Genomic DNA, 24,921 nt, shown 5'->3' on the forward strand with positions numbered 1-24,921 from the left:
CCGTCCCGTCCCTCGGCGGCCCCAGGATGCCCATCTGGTAGGACCACGCCTTGGTGTGCACGCGGGCGGCTTCCAGGCTCGGGTTCAGCCGCGCCGGCCACGGCACGTAGAACTCAGGCAGCTGGAATGGTTGCTTCTGACGCGCCTTGGACATGCTCACCCCTCGTTGAGTGCCAGGGCTTGTACTGTCGTCTTGTTGGCACTTCCACGGATGTCATCGTTGACTCGGTAAGATGTTTTATCCGCGAGATAAGACATGGCGGGATGAGCGATGACTCACCTTCTTCACAGGATGAGAAGAAGGGAGTTTCTCTCTCGGGAGTGCAACGGGAGCGTTTCATTGTCGTGACGGCGGATGCGTCTGTCTTTGCGAACTTCTCAAAGGCTGGCAGCGGCCGAGACGGCGAGGGCCTCTTCCGCCAGGCCGCCTCCGCCGTGCGTGCGGGGGCGCGCGTCCCCAGCGTTACCCGGACCTGCACGCGGCGCGGCGGATGGCCGGGCCGCCTCGGAGGAGTCCGCTCATGGCCAGCAATCGCGGCGTCGTCTATCTCGGTCCCGGCAAAGTGGAAGTCCGCTCCATTGACTATCCCAAGATGGTCAACCCGGAAGGGAAGTCCATCGAGCACGGCGTCATCCTCAAGGTGGTCACCACCAACATCTGCGGCTCGGACCAGCACATGGTGCGCGGGCGCACCACGGCGCCCAAGGGGCTGGTGCTCGGGCATGAAATCACCGGGGAGATCGTCGAGAAGGGCAAGGACGTCGAGTACCTCTCCGTGGGCGACCTCGTCACGGTGCCCTTCAACGTCGCCTGTGGCCGCTGCCGCACGTGCCGCGAGCAGCAGACGGGCGTGTGCCTCAACGTGAACAAGGGGCGCGCTGGCGGCGCCTACGGCTACGTGGACATGGGCGGCTGGGTGGGCGGACAGGCCGAGTACGTCATGGTCCCCTACGCGGACTTCAACCTCATCCGGTTCCCCGACAAGGCGCAGGCGCTGGAGAAGGTCCTCGATTTGACGATGCTCTCGGACATCCTGCCCACGGGCTTCCACGGCGCCGTCACGGCGGGCGTCGGCGTGGGCTCCACGGTGTACGTCGCGGGCGCGGGGCCGGTGGGGCTCGCGGCGGCGGCCTCGGCGCAGGTGCTGGGCGCGGCGGTGGTGATGGTGGGCGACATGAACGCGGACCGGCTCGCGCACGCGAAGTCGGTGGGCTTCGTGCCCATCGACCTGAAGAAGAGCGACAAGCTGGAGGACCTCATCGCCGCCGTCATCAAGGAGCCGGAGGTGGACGCGTCCATCGACGCGGTGGGCTTCGAGGCGCACGGCCATGGCGCGCAGGCCTCCTCCGAGGCGCCCGCCACGGTGCTCAACTCACTGATGGCCATCACCCGCGCGGCGGGGGCCATCGGCATCCCCGGCCTCTACGTCACCGAGGACCCGGGCTCCAAGGACGAGTCGGCGCGCCAGGGCAACCTGCGCATGCGCTTCGGCCTGGGCTGGGCCAAGTCCCACCGCTTCTACACGGGGCAGACGCCGGTGCTGCGCTACAACCGCCAGCTCATGCAGGCCATCCTCCACGGCCGGCTGAACATCGCGAAGGTGGTCAACGCCACCGTCATCTCGCTGGATGACGCGCCCCGGGGCTACCAGGAGTTCGACGCGGGCGTGGCGCGAAAGTTCGTCATCGACCCGCACGGGACGCTCAAGAAGAAGTAGGCCCGGAAGAGACGACGCCACCGCGCCCGACACGGCTGGACGGGCGCGGTGGGGCCTTCACCTCAGCTCACCCTTCCGGGACCTGCGGGCAGGTGGACGGGTCCTGCTGGCAGCCGGGCACGCAGTCCACGTAGCACCACGTGGCCTCGTTGCCCTGGCACAAGCCGTCACCGCACGACGCGGCGCAGTCGGCCGGGCAGCTCCCCGCCCACTCACCGCCGTTGCAGATGCCATCGCCGCACCAGGTGCTCGGGGCGGTGCAGTCCTGCGGGCACGTCACCCACGTCTCGCTCCCGTTGCAGATGCCGTCGCCGCACACCGGAGCCGCGACGCAGTCCTCGGGGCAGTTGGAGGCGCTCTCGCCGTTGGCGCTGTCGCAGGAGTTGTCGCCGCAGAGATAGGTGCACGGCAGACACGCGCCGCCTCCGGCGGAGCCGCACGGACACGGGTCGCCCATCGCGGACACGGTCGTCTCCGTCGTCTCCGGGGCGGCCTCGGTGGTGCCACACGCGGCGAAGAACCCCAGCGACACTCCCGCCACGAGAACCAGCAGATGCGACTTCATCGGTGACTCCTTTGAAAGGGAAACCCGGATGCTAGTGCATCCCAGGGACGACGTGACATGTCCGTGGCGAAGGGATGTTTCACGAGGCTCCGCCCGAGCAGGACTGCCCGGTCGGCCGTGACTCACGCCGCCGCGATGTCTCGGTGGTTGCCAGGGCGTGCGGGCGCGGGCACAAGGCGCGTGGCGACGCTCCTCGGGCGATGGCCGTCCGGAGGCGCCGCTCGTCGGAGGGCAGATGTCCCGTACGTGGTGGAGCATGGTGGCGGCCGTGGGTTTCATGGCCTGTGGCACGCAGGAGCCCGTCCCGGAGGCGCCGGAGCCGGTGTCCCGCGAGCAGGCATGGGAGGGCGAGCTGGAGGTCCGGGTGGTGGACTCGCCCTCGCTCGAGCACGCGTATCAGGAGTACTTCCTCGTGGCCGGCCGCGAGCGTCGCCCGGTGGTGTTCGCGGACACCGCGCCCCAGGGGCTGGTGAGCGGGCAGCGGGTGAGGCTGCGAGGCCGTGACTCGGACGGCGCCCTCGTGGCGCACGCGGTGGAGCTGGACCCGGAGCACCGCTCCGCGAGCGTCACCCCGGCCTGTGGGGTCACGGGTGTGCAGCGCACCCTGGTCATCCTCGCGGAGTTCCCGGGGCAACCCACGCCGTCGCTTCCGTTGTCCAGGGTGGAAGATGCGTTCTTCTCCACCACGCGCCGCTCGCTCGCGGGCTACTGGAGCGAGGTCTCCGAGGGGCGCACCACGACGACGGGCGCCGTGGTGGGTTGGTACACCCTGGACCGCGCGTACTCGTGCTCGGAGACGAACGAGATGCGGGACGCGGCGATTGCCGCGGTGGGCGACGACGTGGACTTCACCGCGTATGACCGCATCTTCGTCATCCACCCGCGTCCGCTCGCGGGCTGTTTCTACGGAGGGCTCGCCACGCTGTCGTGTGGACAGGTGCCGACGCCGTCGGGCACCGTGACGGCGTCCACCGCGTGGCTGGTCGCGGAGTCCATGGACACCTATGACCGCGCCGTGCACCTCATCACCCACGAGGCCGGGCACAACCTGTCGCTCAACCACTCGCAGTCGCGCGACTTCGGCGCGGAGCCGCTGGGACTGTTGAACACGCTGGGCACGCTGGACGAGTACGGGGACTTGTTCTCGACCATGGGCCGCTGGAACCTGGGGCACTACGCGGCGCCGCACAAGGCGCGCATCGGCTGGTTGGCCTCGACCTCGGTGACGCAGGTGGACGGCGTGGGCGGCACCTTCACGCTCGCGCCGGTGGTGTCCTCCACCGGGGTGAAGGCCCTCAAGGTGCGCCGGGGACAGGGCAACGACGCGTGGCTGTGGCTGGAGTACCGCCAGCCGACGGGTGGCTACGAGCCGACGCTGCCCGCGCAGGTGTTCGGCGGCGCGCTGGTCCACTATCAGGACGGGGACACGCGCGATGGGACGCACCTGCTGGACTTCACGCCGGGGACGGCGTCCTGGAGCGACCCGGCGCTGCTGCCGGGCATCACCTGGGAGGACCCGTACAGCAACCTGTCGCTGCGCGTGGTGTCCGCGACCCCCGCCGGGCTCACCGTGGAGGTCCAGTACCGTCAGGGCTCCTGTGTCCGCGCGGCGCCTGAGATCGAGGTGACGCCGTTCGAGCCGACCGTCTACCCGGGCGCGCGCCCGGAGGTGGAGCTGTTCATCGTCAACCGCGACAGCCCGGCCTGTGGCCCCAGCACCTTCCAGCTCGCGTCCATCATCCCCACGGGCTGGAGCGCGGACCCGCTCTCCCCGCAGCGCACCATCGCCGCGTCCGGCTCCGTCTCCCTGACGCTGCAGCTCTACACGCCGTATTCGATGGCGCCGGGAACGTACACCACGGGCGTGGACGTCACCCGCTCCGGCCACACCGTGCGCGGCACCGCCACCCTCGACGTCCTCGCGCCCTGCGTGACGGCCGCGCCCACGCTGACGCTCTCGCCGACGACAGTGACGGCGGCGCCCGGCTCGCAGGTGACGTGGACCGTCCACGTGGCGAACCACGACGCGGCGTCGTGCCATTGGGTCTGGTACGACTTCTGGAACAACGACACCACGGGCTGGGACACGGAGTTCTCCGACTGGGGAGTGAACCTCCCGCCGGGCGGTGACTTCACCTTCACGATGACGAAGCACATCCCGTCGAGCGCCCGAGGGACTCACACCGTGGGCCTGGAGTTGTTCCAGGACGAGGTGGGCACCGTGGGCACGGCGATGGCCACGGTGAACGTCGTCCCCTAGCCTGTCTCACGGGAGGGGCGCCGCGGCCCCAGGCTCTCCTCCCGCCCGTGCGGACGGGCGACCCGTCGTCCGCGCGAGGGCCCCCGGGTCGCACCGCCGGGCCGCCCGCTTCGAGTCTGTGCAGCTTTGCCTTCACACACCCCACGGAGGGAACCCGCCATGTCCCAGAAGCTCCAGCGCATCACCCAGTGCCTCTGGTTCCAGAGCCACGAGCAGACGGAGGCCGCCGTCGCGCTCTACACGTCCGTCTTCCCCAACTCCCGCGTCATCACGCGCACGAAGTACACCGAGCAGAGCGCGGGACCGAGCGGTCAGCCGCCCGGCGCGGTGATGACCCTCCTCTTCTCGCTCGACGGCCAGGAGCTGCTCGCGCTCAACGGCGGGCCCCACTACACGTTCACCGAGGCGATGTCGCTCATCGTCAACTGCGAGACCCAGGCGGAGGTGGACCACTACTGGTCCCGCCTGTCCGAGGGCGGCGACGAGAAGGCCCAGCAGTGTGGTTGGCTCAAGGACCGCTTCGGCGTGTCGTGGCAGGTGGTGCCAACCGAGCTGCCCCAACTGCTGGCCAGCTCGTCCCCCGAGAAGGGCGCCCGGGTGACACAGGCCCTGTTCAAGATGAAGAAGCTGGACCTGGACGCCCTGCGCCGCGCAGCCGGCTGAACGCGGCCGCGGTGTCTCAGGGCTCCGTGAGACACTCGCGCACAAGAGTCCTGGATGACTCAGTTTGTCGATGATGTCTCGTTTTGCTGGGTGGTGTTAGGGTATCGCCACCGGGGCGGAAGACAGACCCGGTGGAGGATACACACGTGCGGAGCAGGAACATCCTGGGTGCGTTGCTGATGGCGGCGGGCTTCATGGTGGGCTGTGGCGGCGCGGAGCCGCTGGAGGAGACGCAGGCGGAGCTCGACACGCGCGAGGACGCGCTGCCCTTCTGCGGAAACCAGTCCTACTGGATTGATTACTACTCCGACGCGACGCTGACGAAGTGGGTCGGCTACATGAGCTGCTCCTGCTACGAGACGGCGTACATCGGTGGCCGCCGCACGTCGTTCGCGGTGACCGAGTACTCCAGCACCTGCGGCTGAGCCGTCTTCGTGCGGGAGGTGTCCGCCCGGTGCTCACGATGGAGCGCCGGGCGGTCCTCGTCGCTCACGGACAGATGTTGTAGCAACTGCCCGCGTTGCGGGCCCTGCACTCCGCGGTGGTGGCGCAGGACGAGCAATCCCACGAACAGTAGCCGAGCGCACCCGAGGGCTCCTGGACCAGGAGCGACGGCTCCACGTCCTGGGCGCCCGACATGAGCCGCTGCTGGCGCGCGGCCTCACATGCGGTGGAGGCCGGTGGCCGTTCGTCCCCAGGTCGCTCCTCCTGCGAGAGGGTGGTGACGACCATTCCCACGGCGACGGTCAACGCCAACACGAACCCCGAGGCGGGCTTCAGCATCATGCGCGGCTCCTTGTGGAAGGACTCGAGGGCATGATGCCGAGGACTCCCGCATTGCCCGCATGCGTCACCGCGCATGCCTGTGTTGTGTTGAACAGCGCTCGACGGGTCCGTTCCGCCCCCGCGCTCACGGCGCGCTCTTCGCTCCGCGCCTCGAGCCCTGACGCTGCTGGATGCTCCGGCGCAGCTTGGCGATGAGCACCTCGGGGCTGGCCGAGCGCACGATGACGTCGTCGGCGCCGGCCTCCAGGCCCGCGGTGAAGACGACGGGGTCGTCCTTGTCGACGATGAGGAAGACGGGCAGGTCCTCGGTGGCGGGCGCCTTGCGCAGCGCCTGGAGCAGCGAGTGGAGGTCTCCGTCCGGCAGCGGGTCCGCGAGCACCGCCGCGTGTGCTCCGGCGCCCAGCGCCTTCTCCACCTCCGCCCGGGTCCGCGCGCGCACCGCGGCCATGCCCTCCGCCATCAGGCGGATCTGGAGCGTCAGCGCGTTGGTGCCGTCCGTCTCCGCCACCACGACGCGGAACGCCGCCTTGTCCGTCTGCGCGGTGGACTCCAGCTCCGCGGTGAGCGCCTCCAGCGCGGGCGCGGGGAGCCGTGGGTCCTGACGCAGCGCCTGGAGCGCCTGGGCCGCGCGCGCCGGCGGAGCCTGGGGGCTCTGGACCTCCTGGACGAAGCGCGCCGCGCACAGCAGGGCGCCGGCGGTGCGGCTCGCGGGCGGCGTGCGGTCCTCGCCCTCCGGCAGGACGGAGACGAGCAGCTCGTTCACCTCGGGCGTGGTGCTGCCCACGAGCGCGAGCGCCCGGGCGCGCGAGGGCAGGGCGAAGCGACGCGGCTCCTCCAGCCGCGCGGCCAGGGCCAGCGCGCTGGCCGCGGTGGTGACCAGGACCTCCTCCACGCGCCCCGCGCCCATCCGCGTCGCCAGCCGCCGCGCCAGCTTCGTCAGGGCGGGCGCCAGCGTCCCGCTGCCCCCCAGCATCGACAGCACGCCGTCGAGCAGTCGGGACTGGACCTCGCCCAGCTTCGCCAGCGGGCCGCCCTCGCCTGTCAGCGCCGCGCTGTACGAGGGCAACAGCCGCACCTCGACCTTGGGGTGCGCGGCGCGCAGCTTCTGCGCCAGGGCTCCCGGCTCCGCGACTGTGTCCTCGAGCACCAGCACCAGGTCATAGCCCCCGAGCGCCAGCGCGCGAGCCGCGTCCGCCGCCGGGCTGGTGGCCGCCGCGAGCCCCTGGGACAGGAGCAGCTTCACCGCGGCCTCGCGCGGCTCGGAGGGCTCGGCCACCACCAGCACCATGCGCGCGCGCACGTCGCTCTTCACGGGCGTGGCGCGGCTGACGGGCTCTACGGGCGCGGGCTTGGGGCCCTCCAGCGTCTGTCCGTCGAGCACCCGGCGTCCGGTGAACTGCTCCGCGAACTGGAGCACGCGGGTGTCGCGCTCCTTCGCCTCGGCCGGCTCCTCCAGCTCGATGGGCGAGCGGTCCCGCACCTTCGGCATCTCGTTGTCATAGAAGCGGAGGATGGCCTTGCGGATGGCCTGCTCGGAGGCGAACAGCCCCTGCACCGACACGACGCCCGCCTTGAACTTCAGGTTGTTGGTGACCTCCACGTCGCGCGGGTCCAGCACCGCGCAGAGCAGCTCGCGGCCCTTGAGCCCGACGGGCAGGGCGCACAGCCGGTCGCACAGCTCGCGCGGCACCAGGCGCAAGAGCTCCTCCGGCACCGGCATCGTCATCAGCTGCTGCTCGGTGATGTGCGGCAGCCCGAACTGCTCGGACAGCGCGAGCACCAGGTTGTCGGGCTCCAGCCAGCGCTCGTGGACGAGCACCTGGCCCAGCCTGCCGCCGCGCTTCCTCTGAATCGTGAGCGCCTCGTTCAGGATGTGCGGCGTCACCATGCCGCGCGTCAGCAGGATGGCGCCCAATTGCTGTCGCGCCCGCACGACGCGGGTGCCGAGCAGCGGAGGCGAGCCCAGGCGCGTGGCCGGCTCGGCGCCCTGCACGGGCTGCCGGACCACGGACGTGGCCTGGGGGCCCGAGGGTGGCGGCGTCACCGGACGCAGCGTGGGCGGCGCGAGCGTGGCGGCCCCGGGGCGGCGCGCCTCCCGGGGCGGCAAAGGCGCGGGCGTCCGCATGCGCGCGAGGTCCTCGTCCACCAGGCGGATCTCCTCGCCCGGCGCGCCGGCCAGGTCCGCCAGCGGCGAGCGCCACTCGGGGAGCGCGCGGGCGAAGAGGCTGGCGATGTCGGCGGCGCCCACGCGCAGCCGGTGGTCGAAGAGGAAGCTCTGGATGCCCTCGGAGAACTCGCGGGCGGCGGGGCAGCGCGCGTCCGGGTTGGCCGCCAGCGCGCGCAGGAGCAAATCCCACAGCGGCGCGGGCACGCCCGGCAGCGGCTCCAGGGTGCGCTCGTCGAAGCTGCCCAGCGTGTGGATGATTTGCGGCGTGCTGCCCTCGAAGAGCCGCTTGCCCGCGAGCATCTCGTAGAGCAGCAGACCCAACAGGAAGATGTCGCTGCGCTGGTTCACGGGGCGCCCGTGCACCTGCTCGGGGGAGAGGTAGTTGATCTTCCCCTTGAGGATGCCGGCCTGCGTCTCCTGCCGCTCCTCGTCGGCCACCTTGGCGATGCCGAAGTCGGCCAGCTTCACGCCGCCGTTGCTGGCCACCATGACGTTGGCGGGGTTGATGTCGCGGTGGACGATGTCGAGCGGCGCGCCGGACGGGTCCGTGCGCCCATGGGCATACGCGAGCCCGTCGGCGACCTGCTGGGCGATGAAGCAGATTTCACGAAGGCCCAGGGGCACCTGTCGCTTGCGCGCCGCCTTGATGAGCGCGCTCAGGTTCTCCCCGTCCACGAACTCCATCACCATGTAGTACTGGCCCGCGCTCGTGCCCAGGTCCAGCACCTGCAAGACATTGCCGTGCTGCAGCGTGACGGCCAGCTTGGCCTCGCGCAGGAACAGCTCCACGAAGGACGTGTCCTGCACGAACGACGGCAGGATGCGCTTGACGGCGACAGGCTTCTCGAAGCCCTCCGCGCCCACCACCTTGCCGAGATAGACCTCGGCCATGCCTCCCGCGGCGAGCTTCTTGACGATCCGGTAGGTCCCCACGCTGTCTCCGGAAGTTGCAATGGCAGTGCAAGTGTTCCGAAGAGAGGAAAAGCCAGAATCCGGTAGACGTACGGAGGCCCCCGCCGAAAAGCTGTCGGACTGTCGGCTGCTCAACCCTTGGGAGTGGAGGGGTGTCTGATATTGGAAGACGGGGTCGGTTGACGGATGCCGACGGTGAGGTAGGCATTGAACTGGACGACCTGTGCGCCGGGCCCCAGGTCCTGGGTGACCTTGTCCACGACAGTCTTCTCGATGTCTGGCCATTGCGCGCCCAGGGCGCGGCGGGCGAGGGCGACGGGGGCGGCGGCGCGCATCATGGCGTCGACCATGGCGGCGGTGGAGGGGTAGTGGGCGGGGACGGAGACCTGGTGGACGTGGACGTCGTCGAAGCCGGCGGCGCCCATCTCCTGCTGGCAGGTGTCGGGGTCGGACAGGGGCATGACGCCGCCGCGGGGAGCGCCCTGGCCGGGCAGCTGTTCGGCGAAGCGCTGGTAGACCAGGTTCATGGCGGGGGAGTGCTCCATGGGGCGCCAGCTGGAGACGACGGCGCGGCCGCCGGGGCGCAGCACGCGGTACAGCTCGCGGAAGCCCCGGGGGCGGTCGGGGAAGAACATGAGGCCGAAGAGGGAGAAGGCGGCGTCGAAGGTCTGCTCGGACAGCTCCAGGGCCATGCCGTCGCCGACCTGCGCGTCGATGTCGAGCCCGGCGGAGGTGGCGCGCTCACGCAGGGCGGCGAGCATCTTGGGGGCGAAGTCGATGGCGGTGACGCGCAGGCCCTGACGGGCGGCGAGCAGGGCGAGGGTGCCGGGCCCGGCGGCGACATCCAGGACGTGGGCGCCGGAGGGGGCGGCCACGCGGGTCAGCGCGTCCTTCGCGAAGTGCTCGAACACCGGGAGCAGCTCGCGCACGTACTCGGGGGCGACGAGGTTCCAGGCTTCGGGCGCGGCGAGGGGCGATGCGGTCGACGACATGGTGCGGCCTCCGGGATGGGGCGCGGATTCCACCCGAAACGGAGCGCGAGCGGGAGGTGAAATGCACGCGGACGAGGCGGTCCACGACGCGGTGCGTGCACGTGGCGGGCGCGCCTTGACCCAGGAGACGTGTCACCGGAGGCTGGGAGGCCATGCGACTGCGATGGGTGGTCTGGGGCGCGCTCCTGGGGGCGCAGCTCCTCGTGACGGTGTTCCCGGTCGAGGCCTTGGGGCCGGTGGTGGCGGGCTCGGTCTATCTGCCGTTGATGCTGTTGAGCGGCCTGGGGTTGCGCGTGTACGGACCTGGCGAGTCGGGAGGCTGGGCGCCGCCGTCGTTGGAGGGGTGGCTGTTGCTCGCGCTCTTCTGGGGCCTGGTGTGGTGGGCCGTGGTGTCCCTGGGCGCGCGGCTGATGCGGCCCAGGGCGGGCCTGTCGACGTAGGCCCCCGCGCTCAGGGGGGCGCGACAGCGGCGCTCTGGCCGAAGTCCGCGCCGCGCAGCTTCGTCACGCAGTCCAGGGGCAGGGGCGCTTCGGGGGCACGCAAGAAGGCGAGCGTGATTTCTCCGCCGCAGCGATTGAAGGACGCGCCGTGGCTCTGTCCCGGCATCTCGACGTAGCGCGCGTGAGGCATCGACTCGAGCAGCTGTCGCCCCCAATCCGGAGGCGTGTCCGGGTCGAACTCGCCGGCGAACACCAGCGTGGGGACGTCGCTCGTCACCGGCGTGTTCTCCTCGGCTGGAGCGCGCGCCACGTTCCAGGCGCGGCAGGTCTCCACCGACGCCGTGCCCTGGTCCACACCCCCGAGCCCCACTGAGGGCGCCCGCTGCGCGGCGATGCGCTGGGTGTCCTCGAAAGGAAGCTCCTCCGAGCACCAGACCGACAGCCTCAAGCCCCACGTCATCGTCGAGGGCCCCAGGCTGTCCTCCACCAGCGGCGTCAGCTCCGAGTAATCCCCCGCCGCCGCTCGCGAGATGATGCGAGGCACCAGCGGGATGCGCTTCGGGTCGTGCAGTGCCGCGTCGATGGCCCGGACGACCTCCGCGCCCCGGACCTCCACCGGCTTGCCCTCTGTCTTCGATGGATTCAGCACCAGCACCAGCGGCTTCCGGTCCGCCGCCGCGACGAGCTGGGCGAAGCGCTTGCGCAGCTCCGGGTGGGCGGCGCCACACTCCCGGTCGAGGGCGCAGCCATCGAACACCCCGTTGAGCACGCGCTGGAAGTTCGCGGCGGACACCTCGTCGAAGTTCACCTCGGGCGGCAGCACCGAATCGAGGATGAGCGAGCGCACCGTCCCCGGGTGCCGGCGCGCCACCGTGAGCATCAGCCGCGTGCCGTACGAGAGGCCCTGCAGGTTCAGCGTCTTGTACCCGAGCACCTGCCGGAGCGCGTCGATGTCATCCGCCGTGGCGGCCGTCGTGTAGCCATCCAGGTCCACGCCCTCGGAGGCCCACTTCGCGCGGCAGCGCCCGGCCTCCTTCGTCAGCGCGTCCTGCGCCTTCTGGCCCCGCAGCCGGCCCGCGGCAATCTCCCCCTTGAGCGCGTTGATGCCCGGGCACTCGAGCGCGGGCTGCGCCAGCTTCCCGCCACGAGGCTCCAGGACCAGGAAGTCGCGCTCATCGAGCAGCGGGTTGCGCTTGCCGGAACGCACGTTGGAGACGGCGCTGACACCGGGCCCGCCGGGCATGAAGAGCAGGGGATCCGGGGCCGGCTTCTGGGCGCGGCTGCGCAGGCGCATCGCCGGGAGCTTGATGAGGCGGCTGTCCGCCTTCTGTCGGTTCTCCGGGACGACGAGCAGGCCGCAGTCGATGGCCTCGTCGGACGCGACGGTGGCGGGGCAGGGCGTCGGCTCGAAGCGGGGGACGGCCTCCGGGGCCGAGGCATGGGCGGTGAATCCGAGGAACAGCCCCGTCACGAGGACGAAGAAGCGCGAGGACATGGGGGACTCTAGACCCGGCGTTCGAAGCGGCGTCCAATACGGAAAAACCACCCTGTGATAACGCAGTGAAATCACCGCCCCTCGACACCCGTCGCCTCAGTTGTTTCATCGCGGTCGCGGAGACGCTGCACTTCCGCAAGGCCGCCGAGCGGCTCCACCTCGCGCAGCCGGCGCTCAGTCAGCAGATTCGCCGGCTGGAGGAGGAGCTCGGCTGCCAGTTGCTGCGCCGGGACCGACGGCGCGTGGAGCTGACCCCCGCGGGACAGGCCCTGTTGGACGCGGGGCGGCGCGCGCTCGTGCACCTCTCCCATGCGACGGAGGCCGCGCAGCGCACGGCGGCGGGGCAGCAGACGTTGCTGCGCGTCGGCTTCCTGAGTCCGGCCTCGTTCTCGCTCGTGCCCGAGGTGCTCCGTCGACTGCGCGCCGAGCACCCGGAGGTCCACCTGATGTTGCGTGAGGCGGACAGCACGACGTTGTTGGAGGAGGTGCGACTGGGAGGGCTCGACGTGGCCTTCGTGCGAGGCCCCGTGACGGCGTCGGGAGTGCGCATCGACACGCTCCGTCGCGAGCCGCTCGTCGTCGTGCTGCCCTCGGGGCATCGACTGGCACGCAAGACGCGAGTGCCCCTGGAGCAGCTCGCCGACGAACCGTTCATCGGCTTTCCGCGTGACACGGCGCCCTCGCTGCATGACGCGGTGACGGGGATGTGCCTGGAGGCGGGCTTCGCGCCGACCTTCGTGGCGGAGGCGGGGGAGTGGTTCACCATCGTCAGCCTGGTCGCCGCGGGGCTCGGCTGCGCCTTGTTGCCGGAGTCCGTGCGCACCTTCACGCGCGAGGGCGCCGTCTATCGCTCCATCGCCGGACACGCACGACACGTGGAGCTCGCCATCGCGAGAGGCCCCACGCCACCGGGCCCCTCCCTGCGCGCCTGTCTGCGAATCGTCTCCGCGCTGACGGACGTGGACCTGCTCTGAAGCGACGCATCCAAGGGGCTCGACGAGGAGTCCCCGGGCTCACGTCCGGGGACTCCTCCGCGACCGAGCCGAGAGCTCAGTTGACGAGCAGCACCTTGCCAGTGCCGCCCTTCTCCGCGTGCTTCTGGGCGTCCTTCGCCTCATCCAGCTTGAACGTCTTGCCAATCGGGATGGTCAACTCGCCCTTGGCCACGCTCTCTCCCAGCTGCGCGAGCCGGCGTCCATCCGGGTGCGAGAAGAAGCTGCTCACCTGGAGGCCCTTCTCCTTCGCCCCCTTCGGCTCCCCCACCACGCTGCACACCCGCCCGCCGCGCTTCACCTTGTCCAACACCGCCGCCACGGCCTTGCCGCCCACCGTGTCCGCCACGGCGTCCAGCGTCGGCAGCTTCGCGATGTCGCTCGCATCCTCCAGCGCGACCACCCCGTCCACGCCGAGCTTCCGGGCCTCCTCCACCTGCGTGGCCCGTACGCCCGCCCAGACCTTCGCCCCCCGCGCCTTCGCCGCGAACAGGGCCGCGCGTCCCACCGCCCCCACCGCGCCGGTGACGAGCACCGTGTCCCCCGGGGCCGGCTTCATCTGCTCCTCGATCAACTGCACGCCCGTCAGGGTCACCAACGGCAGCGCGGCCGCGTCCTTCAGCTCCAGCGAGTCCGGCACCCGGGCCCAGACCTCCTCGGGGGCGACCACCGTCTCCGCATAGCCCGAGGACACCACGCCCATCACCCGGTCGCCCTTCTTGAAGCCCTTCACGCCCTGCCCCACCTCGACGACCTCTCCCGAGACGTCCCGTCCGAGGATGGCGGGGAACGTCACCGGCATCACTTCCTTCATGTCGCCTCGACGAATCTTCCAGTCGACCGGGTTGATGCTCGCGGCGATGACGCGCACCTTCACGTCTCCCGGGCCCACCTTCGGCTCGGGCATCTCCGTCACGACGAGGTTGTCCGCATCTCCATAGGCCTTCAGCACGACGGCTTTCATGGGGTGGCTCCCGGAATGAAGTGGCTCGAAGCGCGCTCCAACGACGGACCAACGATAAGTACCGACGAAGAGGTCGCCATCGTCCGCGGGCGCCTGACTCCCTGGCCACCCCTCACGAGGACTCCTGGAGGCGCTGCGTGCCTCCGCCTGCTTGACCGCCTTCGGTTCCCCACGTCGCGGTGAAACGAAGAGGAGGGGCGCGCTGACTTGTGTCGCCTGCGCACGACAACCCCCCGAAGTCCGTCCAGGACGCTCGACTCGGCCCCGGTGACTCGTCACTGTACGCGGCGCCTGGCGGCCTGGGCCGGACCGCCGTGGCGCGCTGGAGTCCCTCGGCCGCGAAGGAGTCGCCATGCAGTACACGAACCTGGGTCGCTCGGGGCTCTCCGTCAGTCGGCTGTGTCTGGGCACGATGAACTTCGGCTGGAACACCGAGGAGCCCGAGTCCCACGCCATCATGGACACCGCGCTGGAGCGCGGCATCAACTTCTTCGACACCGCCAACGTCTACGGCTTCGGCGACAACAAGGGCCGCACCGAGCAGGTCATCGGCAACTGGTTCGCCCAGGGCGGACGGCGCCGCGAGCGCACCGTGCTCGCCACCAAGGTCTACGGCCCCATGGGCGACTGGCCCAACGAGGGCAAGCTGTCCGCCCTCAACATCCGCCGCGCCCTCGACGCCAGCCTCAAGCGCCTGCGCACCGACTACATCGACCTCTACCAGTTCCACCACGTCGACCGCGCCACCCCGTGGGAGGAGATCTGGCAGGCCCTCGAGGTCGCCGTCACCCAGGGCAAGGTGCTCTACGTCGGCAGCAGCAACTTCGCCGGCTGGCACATCGCCCAGGCCCAGGCCGCCGCCACACGGCGCGACTTCCTGGGCCTCATCAGCGAGCAATCCCTCTACAACCTGCTGGCGCGCACCGTGGAACTCGAAGTGCTCCCCGCCGCCCGTCACTACGGCCTGGGCGTGCTGCCCTGGTCCCCCCTCCACGGCGGCCTCCTCGGCGGCGTGCTCAAGAAGGAGCGCGAGGGCAAGCGCCGCCTGGAGGGCCGCGCGCGAGAGGCCCTCCAGAAGAACCAGGAGAAGATCGAACGCTACGAAGCCCTCGCCGCCGAGCTGGGCCACGAGCCCGGAGACGTCGCGCTCGCGTGGCTTTTGCACCAGCCCGCCGTCACCGCGCCCATCATCGGACCGCGCGTGGCGGGCCAGCTCGACGCCGCCCTGCGCGCGCTCGACGTGAAGCTCGATGAGAAGACGCTGGCCCGGCTGGACGAAATCTTCCCGGGCCACAAACCCGCGCCCGAGGACTACGCCTGGTAATGCCTCACACCGCCGTCCAGCCACCGTCGACGTCCAGCACCATGCCGGTGGCATAGGCACACGTCGCCAGGAAGAACGCCGCGTCGGCCATGTCCCGGGGAGCGCCCGCGCGCTTCATCGGGACGTGGGCGGCGAGCGTGTCCAGGAACGCCCCCACCTGCGTCACCGGCACGCCCCAGTCGATGGCCGTGTCCTTCGTGAGCCCGGGTGACAGCACGTTCACCCGGAGGCCCCGGGGCGCCAGCTCCACCGCGAGCGAGCGCCCCATGGCGTTGATGCCGCCACACAGCCCCGCCCCGCCCGCGTAGTTCGCCAGCGCCGCGTGCCCGGCGATGCCCGAGCACAACAGGATGGCGCCCCCTTCCCGCATCTTCGGCACCGCGTGACGCACCGCGGAGAGCTGTCCGAAGAAGCGGTCCTTGAACAGCGCCTCCCAGGCGCTCATCGGCACCGTCTCCACCGGCCCGAACACCGCGCCGCCCGCGCACGTCACCAGCAGGTCCACCCGGGGCACCGACTCCATCAGCCGCACCACCTGGGCCTCGTCTCCCACATCCGTCACCACGCCGCGCGCGCCATGGCCAATCCGCGCCACCGCCTCGTCCAGCCGCCCCTGACGCCGGCCGGCGATGACCACCTCCGCGCCCTCGCTCGCGAAGCGCTCGGCGATGGCCAGCCCGATGCCCGTGGCCCCGCCCGTGATGACCGCGATTCGTCCATCCAATGCACCCATGGTTTGCCTCCTCGTGTCTGGGTATCCAAATCCGCTGACTGCATACGGCGCGAAGGCGTGGGACTGGCGCTCACGATTCATGCGCCACCCGGCGCCCACGTGTGTCCTGGAGTCGAACTAGACAGTCCAGACAACCGTGGGGCAAGGTCGAGTTCCCCTCCGAGGGTGGGCCACCCTCCTTGCGCCGGAGTACACACCATGCGTCGCTTTGTCGTGTTGGTTTCGCTGCTGGGGCTGTCCGCGTGCGGTGGAGGAGTCGAAGCCGAGCCGCAGCCCGAGTCCCCCTCACAGACGGAGCAGGGGCTCTGTACTGGCAATGCCTGGGAGTGTTTCTGCGCGCAGTACAAGACGCAGGCGACGTGCAACCAAGCCTCGTCGGGAGCCCGGCACTGCGTCTGGCAGAACAAGTGCCTGCCGACCTACGAGTGAGCTGACCTCAAGGGGTGTCCATGAGGGCCAGGCCCGGCGCGAGGAAGGTGGACGATGAAGGTGGAGCCCTCGCCCGGGCGGCTCTCCAGGAGGATGCGGCCCCCATGGGCCTCCACGAGCTGGCGGGTGATGAACAAGCCCAACCCCAGCCCGCCGTAGTGCCGGCTGGACACCGCGCGCTCGAAGCGGTCGAAGACGCGCGCGGCGTCCTCGGGGGCGATGCCGATGCCCCTGTCTTGCACCTCCACGCGCGCCCGCTCCGCGTCGCCCCTCACGCGCACGTCCACCGGCGCGCCGTGTCCGTACTTGAGCGCGTTGGACATCAGGTTGGTGAGGACCTGCTCCAGGCGCAGCCGGTCCCACCGGCCCGTCATCGGCTCGGGCGCGTCCACCTCCAGCCGCACGCCCGCGGCCTGGGCCTCCGCCTCGAAGCGACGCGCCAGCTCCCGCACCAGCTCCCCCAGCTCCACGTCCTCCAGCTGCAGCTCCATCCGCCCGCTCGACAGGCGCGCCACGTCCAGCAGGCTGTCCACCAGCTTGGTGAGCCGGGTGGTCTGCCGCTCGCACGTCTCGACTCCGCGCTCCAGCCGCTCCGCGTCCAGCGGCCCCGGCTGCCTCAGCTGTCGGAAGAGCAGCTGCAGCTGGAGCTTGAGCGAGGTGAGCGGCGTGCGCAGCTCGTGCGCGGCCACGCTGAGGAACTCGTCGCGCACGCGCACCGCGGCCTGGGCCTCATCGGCCAGCCGTCGATGCTCGGCGCTGGCCTGCTCCGCCAGGGCGCGCGCGTTCACCTGCGCGCGGGTGACGAGGAAGAGCAGCAGCGACATCAGCAGGCCGCCGCCCGCCACCGTGAAGGGATGGCTGGAGCGCGTGCCCCTCATGAAGGCCTCGCGGGTGGTGAACACCAACGTCCACGGCACCCCGGCCACCTGCACGGTGAGCTGCTGCCGGAGCCCCCCCGCGTCCGGCGCGCCGGGGTGCGAGGTGTAGAGCCGCGCCGGCTCGCTCACGGTGGCGCCGTCGTAGATGGTCAGGTCGATGGTGGACTGGAAGCCCTGGAAGCGCAGGCCCTCCACGAAGTCCTTCATGCGGAAGGCGCCGAAGACGAACCCCTCCAGCCGCTCGCCGCGGGCCTGGGGCGTGGTGGGCTCCACCATCCCCGCGTAGAGCGGGACGTAGATGACGAAGCCCGCCTGGGCCACCTGGTCCACGGGCTCGGAGACCAGCTGCACCTTGCCGGTGGCCGCGGGCAGGCCGCTTCGCATCGCGCGCTCCAGCGCCGCCCTGCGCGCCGGCTCGGACATGATGTCGAACCCGAGCACCCGGAGGTTGTTCACGTCGAACGGCTCCACCAGGTCGACGACGGCGTGGTGCTCGCGCGCGTCCTCGGGCCACACCCGGTACTGGGGGAAGCCCTCCTGGCGCATCCGGGCCTCGTGCCGCGCCAGCTCGTCCCGGCTCAGCCACCGCGCCAGGCCGACGGCCTGGATGCCGGGGTAGCGCTGGCGCACCTCCAGGCTCTCCGTGTACGCGCGGAACTCGCGCCGCTCCACCGCCTCGCTGCCGGTGAAGACGCCGCGCGTGCCCAGGAGCATGGCCTGGTAGACGTCCAGGCGCTGCTGGAGGGCCACGGAGCCGTCCGCGGTGGCGTCATCGAAGAGCTGCTGCCTGCGCAGGCTCACCCCCCGCCGGATGTACGTGGTCGCCCCCGCCGTGACGAGCAGCCCCATCAGCAGGGCGAGGAGGGCGGCCGCGTTGCGGCGCACGTGGGAGGCGAGGGAGGTCGACACGAGTGTCCTCCAGGAGAAACGCCCGGGCCTGAAACACAATCCCCGTCCATCCGTCCGCGTGAGCGACACTGCAACGGCTGCTCGCTCGGGGCATTCTAGGAGCCATGGTGCGTCACGTCATCGTCGTGGGAGCAGGACCGGGCGGGCTGTCCGCCGCCATCAACCTGGCCGGGCAGGGCTTTCGCGTCACCGTGGTGGAGAAGGACCCGGTGCCCGGAGGGCGGATGAAGGGGCTGACGCTCGGAGCCCAAGGCGAGTACACACTCGACACGGGGCCCTCCATCCTCCAACTCCCGGGGGTGCTGGAGCGCATCTTCGAGCGCTCCGGACGTCGGCTGGCGGACTACGTGAAGCTGGTCCCGCTGGACGTCAACACGCGGCTGCACTTCTGGGATGGCTCCCAGCTGGACACCAGCCGGGACCCCGCGCGGATGGAGGCGGAGGTGGCGCGCTTCGGTCCCCAGCAGGTGGAGGGCCTCAGGCGCTGGCTCGCCGAGGGGAAGGACAAGTACGGCATCGCGTACGAGAAGTTCATCTGCACGCACGCGGGCAGCCTCGCCTACTACGCCCCCTGGCGGCTGGCCTCCACGCTGCGCTTCAAGCCCTGGCAGACGCTCTACAAGCACCTGGACTCGTTCTTCCACGACGACCGGCTGACGTACGCGCTGGCGTACCCGTCGAAGTACCTGGGCCTGCACCCGACGACGTGCTCGTCGGTGTTCAGCGTGATTCCCTTCATCGAGCTGGCCTTCGGGGTGTGGCACGTGGACGGCGGCTTCCGGGAGCTGGCGCGCGGGATGATGCGGTGCGCGCAGGACCTGGGCGCCACGTTCCGGATGGGCGCGCCCGTCAAGCGCGTGCGCGTGGAGGCAGGGCGCGTGGCGGGCGTGGAGCTGGAGGGCGGCGAGGTGCTGGAGGCGGACGCGGTGGTGCTGAACGCGGATCTGCCCTACGCGGCGACGAAGCTCTTGTCGGCCGAGGCGCGTGAGGGCTCGCGGCTGACGGACGCGGCGCTGGAGAAGGCGAAGTATTCGTGCAGCACGTTCATGGCGTACTACGGCCTGGACACGCGCTACGACGATTTGCCGCACCACCTCATCTACCTCTCGGAGTCGGCGCGGCGCACGGACCGGGACGCGCTGGAGGACCGGGAGCTGGACGTGGACGACCCGCCCTTCTACGTGTGCAACGCGTCGGTGACGGACCCGAAGGGGGCGCCGGAGGGACACTCGACGCTCTACGTGCTGGTGCCCACGCCGAACACGGCGCGGCCGGTGGACTGGGCGAAGACGGAGGCGACGCTGCGCGAGCGCATCCCGGCGATGCTGGAGAAGGTGGGGCTCAAGGGCGTGCGTCAGCACATCCGCGCGGAGCGCTACTTCACGGCCCAGACGTGGCGGGACGAGTTCAACGTGTTCCGGGGCGCGGTCTTCAATCTCTCGCACACGTGGATGCAATTGGGCCCGCTGCGGCCGCGGGTGAAGAGTCCGGACGTGGAGGGGTTGTATTGGGTGGGCGGAGGCACGCACCCGGGCAGCGGACTGCTCACCATCATGGAGAGCGCGAACATCGCGGCGGACTACCTGACGCGCGAGGCGGGCAAGGGGCCGCTGCCGGGCTGGCCGTACGTGCCGCCGCTGGAGGATGAGGCGCGGTCGGCGCCCCAGGCGCGCGCAGGCTGACGCGGCACTGCGCCGCGTCACTCCGGCCGCGCCTCCTCTCCAGCCATGCAGGCCAAGGGAGACCGGCTCGCAACGAGGCCCCACGGATGCGAAGCTGTCTCCCATGCCGTTCTTCATCCCATTCGCGGTGGGAGGCCTGGTGCTGACGGCGCTGGGGCTCGGTGCGAAGAAGGTCTGGGACCAGGGCCGCGTCGTCGAGTCCCCCGCGCTCGCCCAGGCCCGTGAGCGACACGCCGCCGCGCTCGGCGCGCTCAAGTCCGCCCGGCTGCGCGTGCGCACGGGCCTCGCCTCCTACGGCGAGCGTCAGGCCCGTGCCCGAGCGGAGGTCGTCGAGCCCCTGCGAGGACTGCTCGCGCGACTGGAGCGCTGGGAGCACGCGAAGCGGGAGGACGTGCTCCCGCCCGAGGCCCTCGCGGCCCTGGAGGCGCTGCCCTCCGAGCCCGTCTCCCGCGCCGCGCGCCGGGCGTGGCCCCTCTTGGGCGCGGGCGCGCCCGTGCCCCCCGGCTGGGAGCCCGTGCTCACGTGGATGGAGCGAGGCTGGCTGCAGGAGGACGCGGCCCCGGTGGTCGTCGATGGGGTCTCCCTGTTCGAGGCCGCGGCGCCATGGGCCTCGGCGAGCACCGTGGAGGACACCGACGAGGCCCGCGTGCGTCAGCTGGACGCCTGCGCGGCGACGCTCCGACAGGCCACGGAGTTCCTCGACGCCCTGCTCGGAAGGCTCACCTCGCTGGAGACCCGCGTGGGCGCGCTCCAGTCGAGGGCCGAGGTCCAGCTTGCGTACCTGGACGCGGCGAGCTTCGAGCAGGACGGCCCCGAGCCCCGCGAGCGCCTCGGCCGCCTGGGCCTGCTCGTGGGCCGGCTGGTGGTGCTGCTCCGCGCCCCGGTGCTGGGGCCCGACGGGCGACTCGAACCCGAGCCGCCCGTGTCCCCCGAGGAGGCCGCGCTCGCTCAGACGTAGCGCTGGGCCAGCTGCGACACCTGTCCGGTGGCGTGGGTGACGGCGACGGCCGCCTGCTGCGTGGTGTCCAGGTGGCGCAGCGTGTCCGTGGTCAGCTCATCCAGCTCGCGCACCGCGGCGAACAGCTGGTCCACGCCCTGGTGCTGCTGGGCCACGGCCTCGGCGATCTGCCGCACCGCGGACGCGGACTCGCGCGACAGCGTGGCCAGTTCGCGCAGCCGCTCGCCGCTGGTGCGAAGCGGCGCCAGCGCCGTCTCCACCCCCGCCGCGCTCCGGTCCGTCATCTCCGTGGCCTGGGTGGCCGCCGAGGCCATCGTCTCCAGCAGCCCGCGCACCTGGTTGGTCGCCTGGACGGACTGGTCCGCCAGCTCGCGCATCTGCCGCGCCACCACGCCGAAGCCCTTGCCGTGCTCACCCGCGCGCGTGGCCTCGATGGCCGCGTTGATGGCCAGCATGTGCGACTGGTCCGCCAGCGCCTTCACCACCTCCGACACGCGGCCGACCTCCCGCGCGCGCTGCTCCAGGTCCTGCATCTGCCCGTGCAGCCCGTCGGCGATGTCGCGGATGGACGCGAGGCCCTTCTCGGTGCCCTGCAGCGACTCCTCGCCCAGCCGGCCCACCGCGGCGGCGCGCTCGGCCACCTGGAGGATGCTGGTGGCGCGAGAGGCCGCCACGTGCGACGCCTGCTGGATCTCCTGCGCCGTGGCGCGCGCCTGGTGCAGCGCCGCCGCCTGCCGCGACAGCGTCTGGTTCTGCTGGTTGCTCGCCTCCGACAGCCGCGTGCCCGCCTGCGCCAGGTCCCCCGCAGACGTGCGCAGCGAGCGCGGCAGCTCCTGCAGCCGCTGGTACAGCTGCCATGTGGTCGCGGCCAGGTCGCCCAGCTCGTCCGTGGACACCCACCGCGGCGGCGCCGCGCGGCCCTCCACCAGCGCCTCCAGCGACGCGCCCACCGCGCGCGAGCCCTTGGCCAGCCGCCGCGCCGCCCACGCCGCCGTGAGGATGGAGCCCAGCGCCGCGTAGCCGCCGAACATGACGACCGGCAGCACCAGGTCCTTCTGCAGCGGCGCCACCGTGGCGCGCACCTGCGCCGCCGACGCGGCCTGGCCCTTCGACTCGATGTCCTTCGCCAGCGCCCCCAGCTCCCGCTCGATGCGCAGGTTCAGCGTCACGACGCTCGTCAGACAGGTGACGAGCAGCGCGGAGACGACGGTGGCGGGCAGCAGCCACAGCTGTCGGGGCGCGAAGCCCTCTCCGGCGGGCCGCGCGCTGGGCGCCTTCTGGTAGGCGTCCAGCACCGTGGGCATCAGCACCTGCTCATAGAGCATGTACAGGAGCGGGCTGCTGAACAGCCCCGCGCTCATCGACACCGCCACGCCCACCGGCACCACCGACATCGGCCGGTCCAACAGGAACGCCACGCCCCCGTTGAACAGCACCCCGCCGATGAACCACGACACCATCGACTCGCCGAACGCCAGCTGCGACGGGATGCGGATCAACCGCTCCACCCGCAGCCGCCCTTGCGTCGCCATGGCCCGCTTCAGGAGCCACGGCAACACCACCATCGGCTGCGCCACCGCGCACAGCCCCAGCACCAGCGGCGTGATGACTCCCAGCAGGATGCGCGTCGCCTTCGGCCCCTCCAGTGACAGCAATTGCATGTCCACGTACAGGGCCGGGCAGAAGGCCACCGTCGTGATGAGGGAGCGCAACAGGTACATCCGCCGGAACAGCGCGCCAGGGGTCGGAAGCGGAGGAGTGGACATCGGGAAGCAGTGACTCCGGGGTGGCAGTGACTTCAGCGTGCGGGGCAGCGCGCCTTGCGTCAATGTCCCGTTTCAGCAGGGGGGAAGGATTCCAACCAGGGAGCGTCTCGGGCTCCCCCCATTCCACTGGGGCCACCGGACCTCCGCAAGTCCGTGGCCGCGCTTCGCTCGCCTGAATGTCTGGGTATTTTCCTTGAATTGCGGGACTGCTTCTGGAAGGGGCCGGCCCCCGCCACCCGAGCAGGCGAGCGGCCTGGCCCTCCTGCACGACTCCAGGGCCATGCCCACACTCACTCCACAACGGCTCTCACGAGCTCACAGCCACAGGAGAGTGACATGGGTGAGTTGATCGACAAGGCCAAGGGCAAGATCAAGGAGACCGTGGGCGCGGCCACCGGCGACCGTTCGCTGGAAGCGGAGGGCAAGGTCGACACGGCCAAGGGCCACGCCAAGGAGAAGCTGGAGGACGCCAAGCGCGCCGTCCGGGACGCGGTGGACGACGACAAGCCCCGCCGCGACGAGTTCTGATTCTCGGCGACGAGCAAACCAGCACACGGCCGGGTCGCGGGGAGGCTCTCCTCGCGGCCCGTCGCCGTGGCTAGCGCTTCACCTCGGGCGGACACGCCACCTCGAGGAACGTCGTGGTCTTCCCGCTGAGCATCACCCACAAGCAGCGCAGCACACAGCCCGCGCCGAACTCTCGGTAGATGAGACCCAGATTGGTGACCACCTCTCTTCCGGTGATGACGCCGCGCATTGGTCCTCCCCCTTCTTCAGCTTCCCGTCCGTCCCGCCACCACCCACCGCGCTGTCGTCGGAGCCCTTCTGCAAAGCTCCGGCCGCTCCCCGCGCGGCCCGCTGAAGACGCTCTGTTGCTCCGCGAACGTGCCAAGCGCGCCAATCTCCAGGCAGGAATGCGCGCGTGGAACTCCCGTGAGGGATACGGATGCGGCGCGCCTGGAGTTTTTTCAGGGGGACACCCCACGGTGTGAGGCGGCCGTCCGCCCCCACTCCGCACGGCCCCGCGGGACGGGAGTCGTGCTCCACCCTCACTCGAGGACGAGTCGTGTGGCGCTGGCCGCCAGTCGTGTGACGTGGGCCGCCACACGCGAGGACCGAAGGGCTCCTCCGCCCGCTCGTGCACACGGCGTCCCCGGGGCGAGGGTGGCATCCCGGCGCGGCCGCCTGAATCTTCGAGGTGAGGGCCTCACGGGGCCTGGGCCGCGAGGCGCGGCGGACCGGCGGGCAACGGCTCGCGGACAGGTCCCTGTCGGGCGCATGGGATGGCGAATCATGCCCCCACGGCGCCGACGCTGGAGCAGCAAGGCCATTGAAAGGAGGGTCTCGTGATGAGGCAGCATGTGCTGACCCGTTTGGATATCCCGTTGCTGCAGCCGGGGACCTTCCGGGGTCCCAGGGGGCTGACGCGCCTGGTGGTGGCGACGGACTTCTCGCTGCGCTCCGAGCTCGCCCTGGCCCGGGCGCTGCGGTTGCCCCTGGGCCTGGGCGCCACCTTCACGCTGCTGCACGCGGGGCCGGTGTTGGAGGGCTCGCCCGGAGGCGTGGTGCTGGGGGGCGGCTGTCTGCGCAAGGCCGTGCACGCGGCATGTCGGAGGCTGCGCCACCGTCCGGACGTGACGGTGCGCGAGGAGCTGCGCCAGGGCGACACGCTGGACGCGGTCGCGGCGGTGGCGCGCGAGCAGGGCGCCCAGCTGGTGGTGCTCGGCGGCGAGCGGGTGCTGACGCCGGGCAGGTCGCTGGGAGAGGGCTCGATGGTGCGGCGCGCGCTGCGCCAACTGGACACGTCGATGCTGGCGGTGCGGCCCCATCCGGCGAGGCCGTACGAGAGCCCCCTGGTCGCGGTGGACTTCACGCGTGAGTCCCGGCGGGCGCTGGAGCTGACGATGCGGCTGTGTCCCCTGACGCCGGTGGCGGTGCTGCACGTGGTGGACACGCGCGAGGAGGAGGCGGCGCTGCGGGCCCAGGGCGCGCCGCCGGAGCGCTTCGTGATGCTGCGCCATGAGCGCGAGCTCGACGCGCGCCTGGAGCTCGCCCGCTTCCTGGCGCCGTACCGGGAGACGGGGTGCGAGCTGGAGGCCCGGCTGCGCTCCGGGGAGCCGGGCGAGGCGCTCCTGGCGCACGCGCTCGAGCTGGGCTCGGACCTGCTGGTGGTGGCGGGCCCGCGAGGGGCCGGGGACGAGGCGTCGCTGGTGGAGCGGGTGCTGGCGCAATCCTCGTGCGACGTGCTGGTGTCCCGGCACGAGCAGCCCGCGGTGGGGTGAGGGGCG

At 71.1% G+C, this 24,921-nt stretch carries 22 protein-coding genes; 12 read left to right on the forward strand and 10 right to left on the reverse strand.

The window, feature by feature from the left end:
• Positions 1-521 precede the first annotated feature (521 nt).
• Positions 522-1,718, forward strand: coding sequence for a formaldehyde dehydrogenase, glutathione-independent (gene fdhA / locus K8640_RS25975; RefSeq protein WP_223749527.1), 1,197 nt, complete (start codon positions 522-524; stop codon positions 1,716-1,718).
• Positions 1,719-1,785: 67 nt separating this feature from the next.
• Here the strand turns inward: fdhA and K8640_RS25980 are convergent, their stop codons facing one another.
• Positions 1,786-2,283, reverse strand: a complete 498-nt coding sequence (locus K8640_RS25980; protein WP_223749528.1) for a tenascin-X — start codon at positions 2,281-2,283, stop codon at positions 1,786-1,788.
• Positions 2,284-2,518: 235 nt separating this feature from the next.
• Between K8640_RS25980 and K8640_RS25985 the strand changes: the two genes are divergently transcribed.
• From K8640_RS25985 to K8640_RS25995, 3 genes are all read left to right on the forward strand, one after another.
• Positions 2,519-4,543 (forward strand): hypothetical protein, encoded by a 2,025-nt coding sequence (locus K8640_RS25985; RefSeq protein WP_223749529.1) that lies wholly within the window; start codon positions 2,519-2,521, stop codon positions 4,541-4,543.
• Between the two features lie 159 nt (positions 4,544-4,702).
• Positions 4,703-5,206 (forward strand): VOC family protein, encoded by a 504-nt coding sequence (locus tag K8640_RS25990; RefSeq protein WP_223749530.1) that lies wholly within the window; start codon positions 4,703-4,705, stop codon positions 5,204-5,206.
• 146 nt (positions 5,207-5,352) lie between these two features.
• Positions 5,353-5,631: a hypothetical protein gene (locus tag K8640_RS25995; protein WP_223749531.1), complete on the forward strand. Its 279-nt coding sequence runs from the start codon at positions 5,353-5,355 to the stop codon at positions 5,629-5,631.
• A 64-nt stretch (positions 5,632-5,695) separates the two neighbouring features.
• Here the strand turns inward: K8640_RS25995 and K8640_RS26000 are convergent, their stop codons facing one another.
• From K8640_RS26000 to K8640_RS26010, 3 genes are all read right to left on the reverse strand, one after another.
• Complete coding sequence (locus tag K8640_RS26000) at positions 5,696-5,992, reverse strand: hypothetical protein (protein ID WP_223749532.1); 297 nt, start codon at positions 5,990-5,992, stop codon at positions 5,696-5,698.
• 124 nt (positions 5,993-6,116) lie between these two features.
• Positions 6,117-9,092: a protein kinase domain-containing protein gene (locus K8640_RS26005; protein ID WP_223749533.1), complete on the reverse strand. Its 2,976-nt coding sequence runs from the start codon at positions 9,090-9,092 to the stop codon at positions 6,117-6,119.
• A gap of 110 nt (positions 9,093-9,202) precedes the next feature.
• Complete coding sequence (locus K8640_RS26010; RefSeq protein WP_223749534.1) at positions 9,203-10,063, reverse strand: class I SAM-dependent methyltransferase; 861 nt, start codon at positions 10,061-10,063, stop codon at positions 9,203-9,205.
• Positions 10,064-10,215: 152 nt separating this feature from the next.
• Here K8640_RS26010 and K8640_RS26015 point away from each other — a divergent pair, with 152 nt between their 5' ends.
• A complete protein-coding gene (locus K8640_RS26015) occupies positions 10,216-10,503 on the forward strand; it encodes a hypothetical protein (RefSeq protein ID WP_223749535.1) in 288 nt (95 codons plus the stop codon).
• Between the two features lie 10 nt (positions 10,504-10,513).
• On the opposite strand, the gene K8640_RS26020 is transcribed toward K8640_RS26015, so the two are convergent.
• Positions 10,514-11,998 (reverse strand): alpha/beta fold hydrolase, encoded by a 1,485-nt coding sequence (locus K8640_RS26020; protein WP_223749536.1) that lies wholly within the window; start codon positions 11,996-11,998, stop codon positions 10,514-10,516.
• 65 nt (positions 11,999-12,063) lie between these two features.
• On the opposite strand from K8640_RS26020, the gene K8640_RS26025 reads away from it, so the two are divergent.
• Positions 12,064-12,972, forward strand: coding sequence for a LysR family transcriptional regulator (locus K8640_RS26025; protein ID WP_223749537.1), 909 nt, complete (start codon positions 12,064-12,066; stop codon positions 12,970-12,972).
• Between the two features lie 76 nt (positions 12,973-13,048).
• Here the strand turns inward: K8640_RS26025 and K8640_RS26030 are convergent, their stop codons facing one another.
• Positions 13,049-13,954, reverse strand: a complete 906-nt coding sequence (locus K8640_RS26030; RefSeq protein WP_223749538.1) for an NADP-dependent oxidoreductase — start codon at positions 13,952-13,954, stop codon at positions 13,049-13,051.
• A 352-nt stretch (positions 13,955-14,306) separates the two neighbouring features.
• Here K8640_RS26030 and K8640_RS26035 point away from each other — a divergent pair, with 352 nt between their 5' ends.
• Positions 14,307-15,278, forward strand: coding sequence for an aldo/keto reductase (locus K8640_RS26035; protein ID WP_223749539.1), 972 nt, complete (start codon positions 14,307-14,309; stop codon positions 15,276-15,278).
• Positions 15,279-15,282: 4 nt separating this feature from the next.
• On the opposite strand, the gene K8640_RS26040 is transcribed toward K8640_RS26035, so the two are convergent.
• Positions 15,283-16,011 (reverse strand): SDR family NAD(P)-dependent oxidoreductase, encoded by a 729-nt coding sequence (locus K8640_RS26040; RefSeq protein ID WP_223749540.1) that lies wholly within the window; start codon positions 16,009-16,011, stop codon positions 15,283-15,285.
• Positions 16,012-16,209: 198 nt separating this feature from the next.
• Between K8640_RS26040 and K8640_RS26045 the strand changes: the two genes are divergently transcribed.
• Entirely contained in the window at positions 16,210-16,440 is a 231-nt protein-coding gene (locus K8640_RS26045) for a hypothetical protein (RefSeq protein WP_223749541.1), read from the forward strand.
• Here the strand turns inward: K8640_RS26045 and K8640_RS26050 are convergent.
• Positions 16,431-18,227, reverse strand: coding sequence for a CHASE domain-containing protein (locus tag K8640_RS26050; protein ID WP_223749542.1), 1,797 nt, complete (start codon positions 18,225-18,227; stop codon positions 16,431-16,433). The genes K8640_RS26045 and K8640_RS26050 overlap by 10 nt on opposite strands.
• A 104-nt stretch (positions 18,228-18,331) precedes the next feature.
• Here K8640_RS26050 and K8640_RS26055 point away from each other — a divergent pair, with 104 nt between their 5' ends.
• Together K8640_RS26055 and K8640_RS26060 are read left to right on the forward strand one after the other, a co-directional pair.
• Positions 18,332-19,909, forward strand: coding sequence for an NAD(P)/FAD-dependent oxidoreductase (locus K8640_RS26055; RefSeq protein WP_223749543.1), 1,578 nt, complete (start codon positions 18,332-18,334; stop codon positions 19,907-19,909).
• Between the two features lie 103 nt (positions 19,910-20,012).
• Positions 20,013-20,867 (forward strand): hypothetical protein, encoded by an 855-nt coding sequence (locus K8640_RS26060; RefSeq protein WP_223749544.1) that lies wholly within the window; start codon positions 20,013-20,015, stop codon positions 20,865-20,867.
• Here K8640_RS26060 and K8640_RS26065 read toward each other — a convergent pair.
• Positions 20,858-22,633 carry a methyl-accepting chemotaxis protein gene (locus K8640_RS26065; RefSeq protein WP_223749545.1) on the reverse strand — a complete coding sequence of 592 codons (1,776 nt, stop codon included), beginning with the start codon at positions 22,631-22,633 and terminating at the stop codon, positions 20,858-20,860. The genes K8640_RS26060 and K8640_RS26065 overlap by 10 nt on opposite strands.
• Positions 22,634-22,969: 336 nt before the next feature.
• Here K8640_RS26065 and K8640_RS26070 point away from each other — a divergent pair, with 336 nt between their 5' ends.
• On the forward strand, positions 22,970-23,161 hold the full coding sequence (locus K8640_RS26070) for a CsbD family protein (RefSeq protein ID WP_223749546.1): 192 nt from the start codon (positions 22,970-22,972) through the stop codon (positions 23,159-23,161).
• Between the two features lie 70 nt (positions 23,162-23,231).
• On the opposite strand, the gene K8640_RS26075 is transcribed toward K8640_RS26070, so the two are convergent.
• Complete coding sequence (locus K8640_RS26075) at positions 23,232-23,390, reverse strand: hypothetical protein (protein WP_015353070.1); 159 nt, start codon at positions 23,388-23,390, stop codon at positions 23,232-23,234.
• A 592-nt stretch (positions 23,391-23,982) separates the two neighbouring features.
• Here K8640_RS26075 and K8640_RS26080 point away from each other — a divergent pair.
• On the forward strand, positions 23,983-24,915 hold the full coding sequence (locus tag K8640_RS26080) for a universal stress protein (protein ID WP_223749547.1): 933 nt from the start codon (positions 23,983-23,985) through the stop codon (positions 24,913-24,915).
• Positions 24,916-24,921: the final 6 nt, after the last annotated feature.

It is taken from the genome of Myxococcus sp. XM-1-1-1 (assembly GCF_020037095.1).
Lineage (GTDB): Bacteria > Myxococcota > Myxococcia > Myxococcales > Myxococcaceae > Myxococcus > Myxococcus fulvus.

Excerpts from the sequence above, each read along its gene's own strand:
- K8640_RS26070 (WP_223749546.1), top strand. The coding sequence starts at position 22,970 with ATGGGTGAGTTGATCGACAAGGCCAAGGGCAAGATCAAGGAGACCGTG.
- K8640_RS26065 (WP_223749545.1), bottom strand. The coding sequence starts at position 22,633 with ATGTCCACTCCTCCGCTTCCGACCCCTGGCGCGCTGTTCCGGCGGATG.
- K8640_RS26035 (WP_223749539.1), top strand. The coding sequence starts at position 14,307 with ATGCAGTACACGAACCTGGGTCGCTCGGGGCTCTCCGTCAGTCGGCTG.
- K8640_RS25980 (WP_223749528.1), bottom strand. The coding sequence starts at position 2,283 with ATGAAGTCGCATCTGCTGGTTCTCGTGGCGGGAGTGTCGCTGGGGTTC.
- K8640_RS26030 (WP_223749538.1), bottom strand. The coding sequence starts at position 13,954 with ATGAAAGCCGTCGTGCTGAAGGCCTATGGAGATGCGGACAACCTCGTC.
- K8640_RS26040 (WP_223749540.1), bottom strand. The coding sequence starts at position 16,011 with ATGGGTGCATTGGATGGACGAATCGCGGTCATCACGGGCGGGGCCACG.
- K8640_RS25990 (WP_223749530.1), top strand. The coding sequence starts at position 4,703 with ATGTCCCAGAAGCTCCAGCGCATCACCCAGTGCCTCTGGTTCCAGAGC.
- K8640_RS26015 (WP_223749535.1), top strand. The coding sequence starts at position 10,216 with ATGCGACTGCGATGGGTGGTCTGGGGCGCGCTCCTGGGGGCGCAGCTC.
- K8640_RS26075 (WP_015353070.1), bottom strand. The coding sequence starts at position 23,390 with ATGCGCGGCGTCATCACCGGAAGAGAGGTGGTCACCAATCTGGGTCTC.
- K8640_RS26045 (WP_223749541.1), top strand. The coding sequence starts at position 16,210 with ATGCGTCGCTTTGTCGTGTTGGTTTCGCTGCTGGGGCTGTCCGCGTGC.
- K8640_RS25985 (WP_223749529.1), top strand. The coding sequence starts at position 2,519 with ATGTCCCGTACGTGGTGGAGCATGGTGGCGGCCGTGGGTTTCATGGCC.
- fdhA (WP_223749527.1), top strand. The coding sequence starts at position 522 with ATGGCCAGCAATCGCGGCGTCGTCTATCTCGGTCCCGGCAAAGTGGAA.
- K8640_RS26000 (WP_223749532.1), bottom strand. The coding sequence starts at position 5,992 with ATGATGCTGAAGCCCGCCTCGGGGTTCGTGTTGGCGTTGACCGTCGCC.
- K8640_RS26060 (WP_223749544.1), top strand. The coding sequence starts at position 20,013 with ATGCCGTTCTTCATCCCATTCGCGGTGGGAGGCCTGGTGCTGACGGCG.
- K8640_RS26080 (WP_223749547.1), top strand. The coding sequence starts at position 23,983 with ATGAGGCAGCATGTGCTGACCCGTTTGGATATCCCGTTGCTGCAGCCG.
- K8640_RS26055 (WP_223749543.1), top strand. The coding sequence starts at position 18,332 with ATGGTGCGTCACGTCATCGTCGTGGGAGCAGGACCGGGCGGGCTGTCC.
- K8640_RS26010 (WP_223749534.1), bottom strand. The coding sequence starts at position 10,063 with ATGTCGTCGACCGCATCGCCCCTCGCCGCGCCCGAAGCCTGGAACCTC.
- K8640_RS26020 (WP_223749536.1), bottom strand. The coding sequence starts at position 11,998 with ATGTCCTCGCGCTTCTTCGTCCTCGTGACGGGGCTGTTCCTCGGATTC.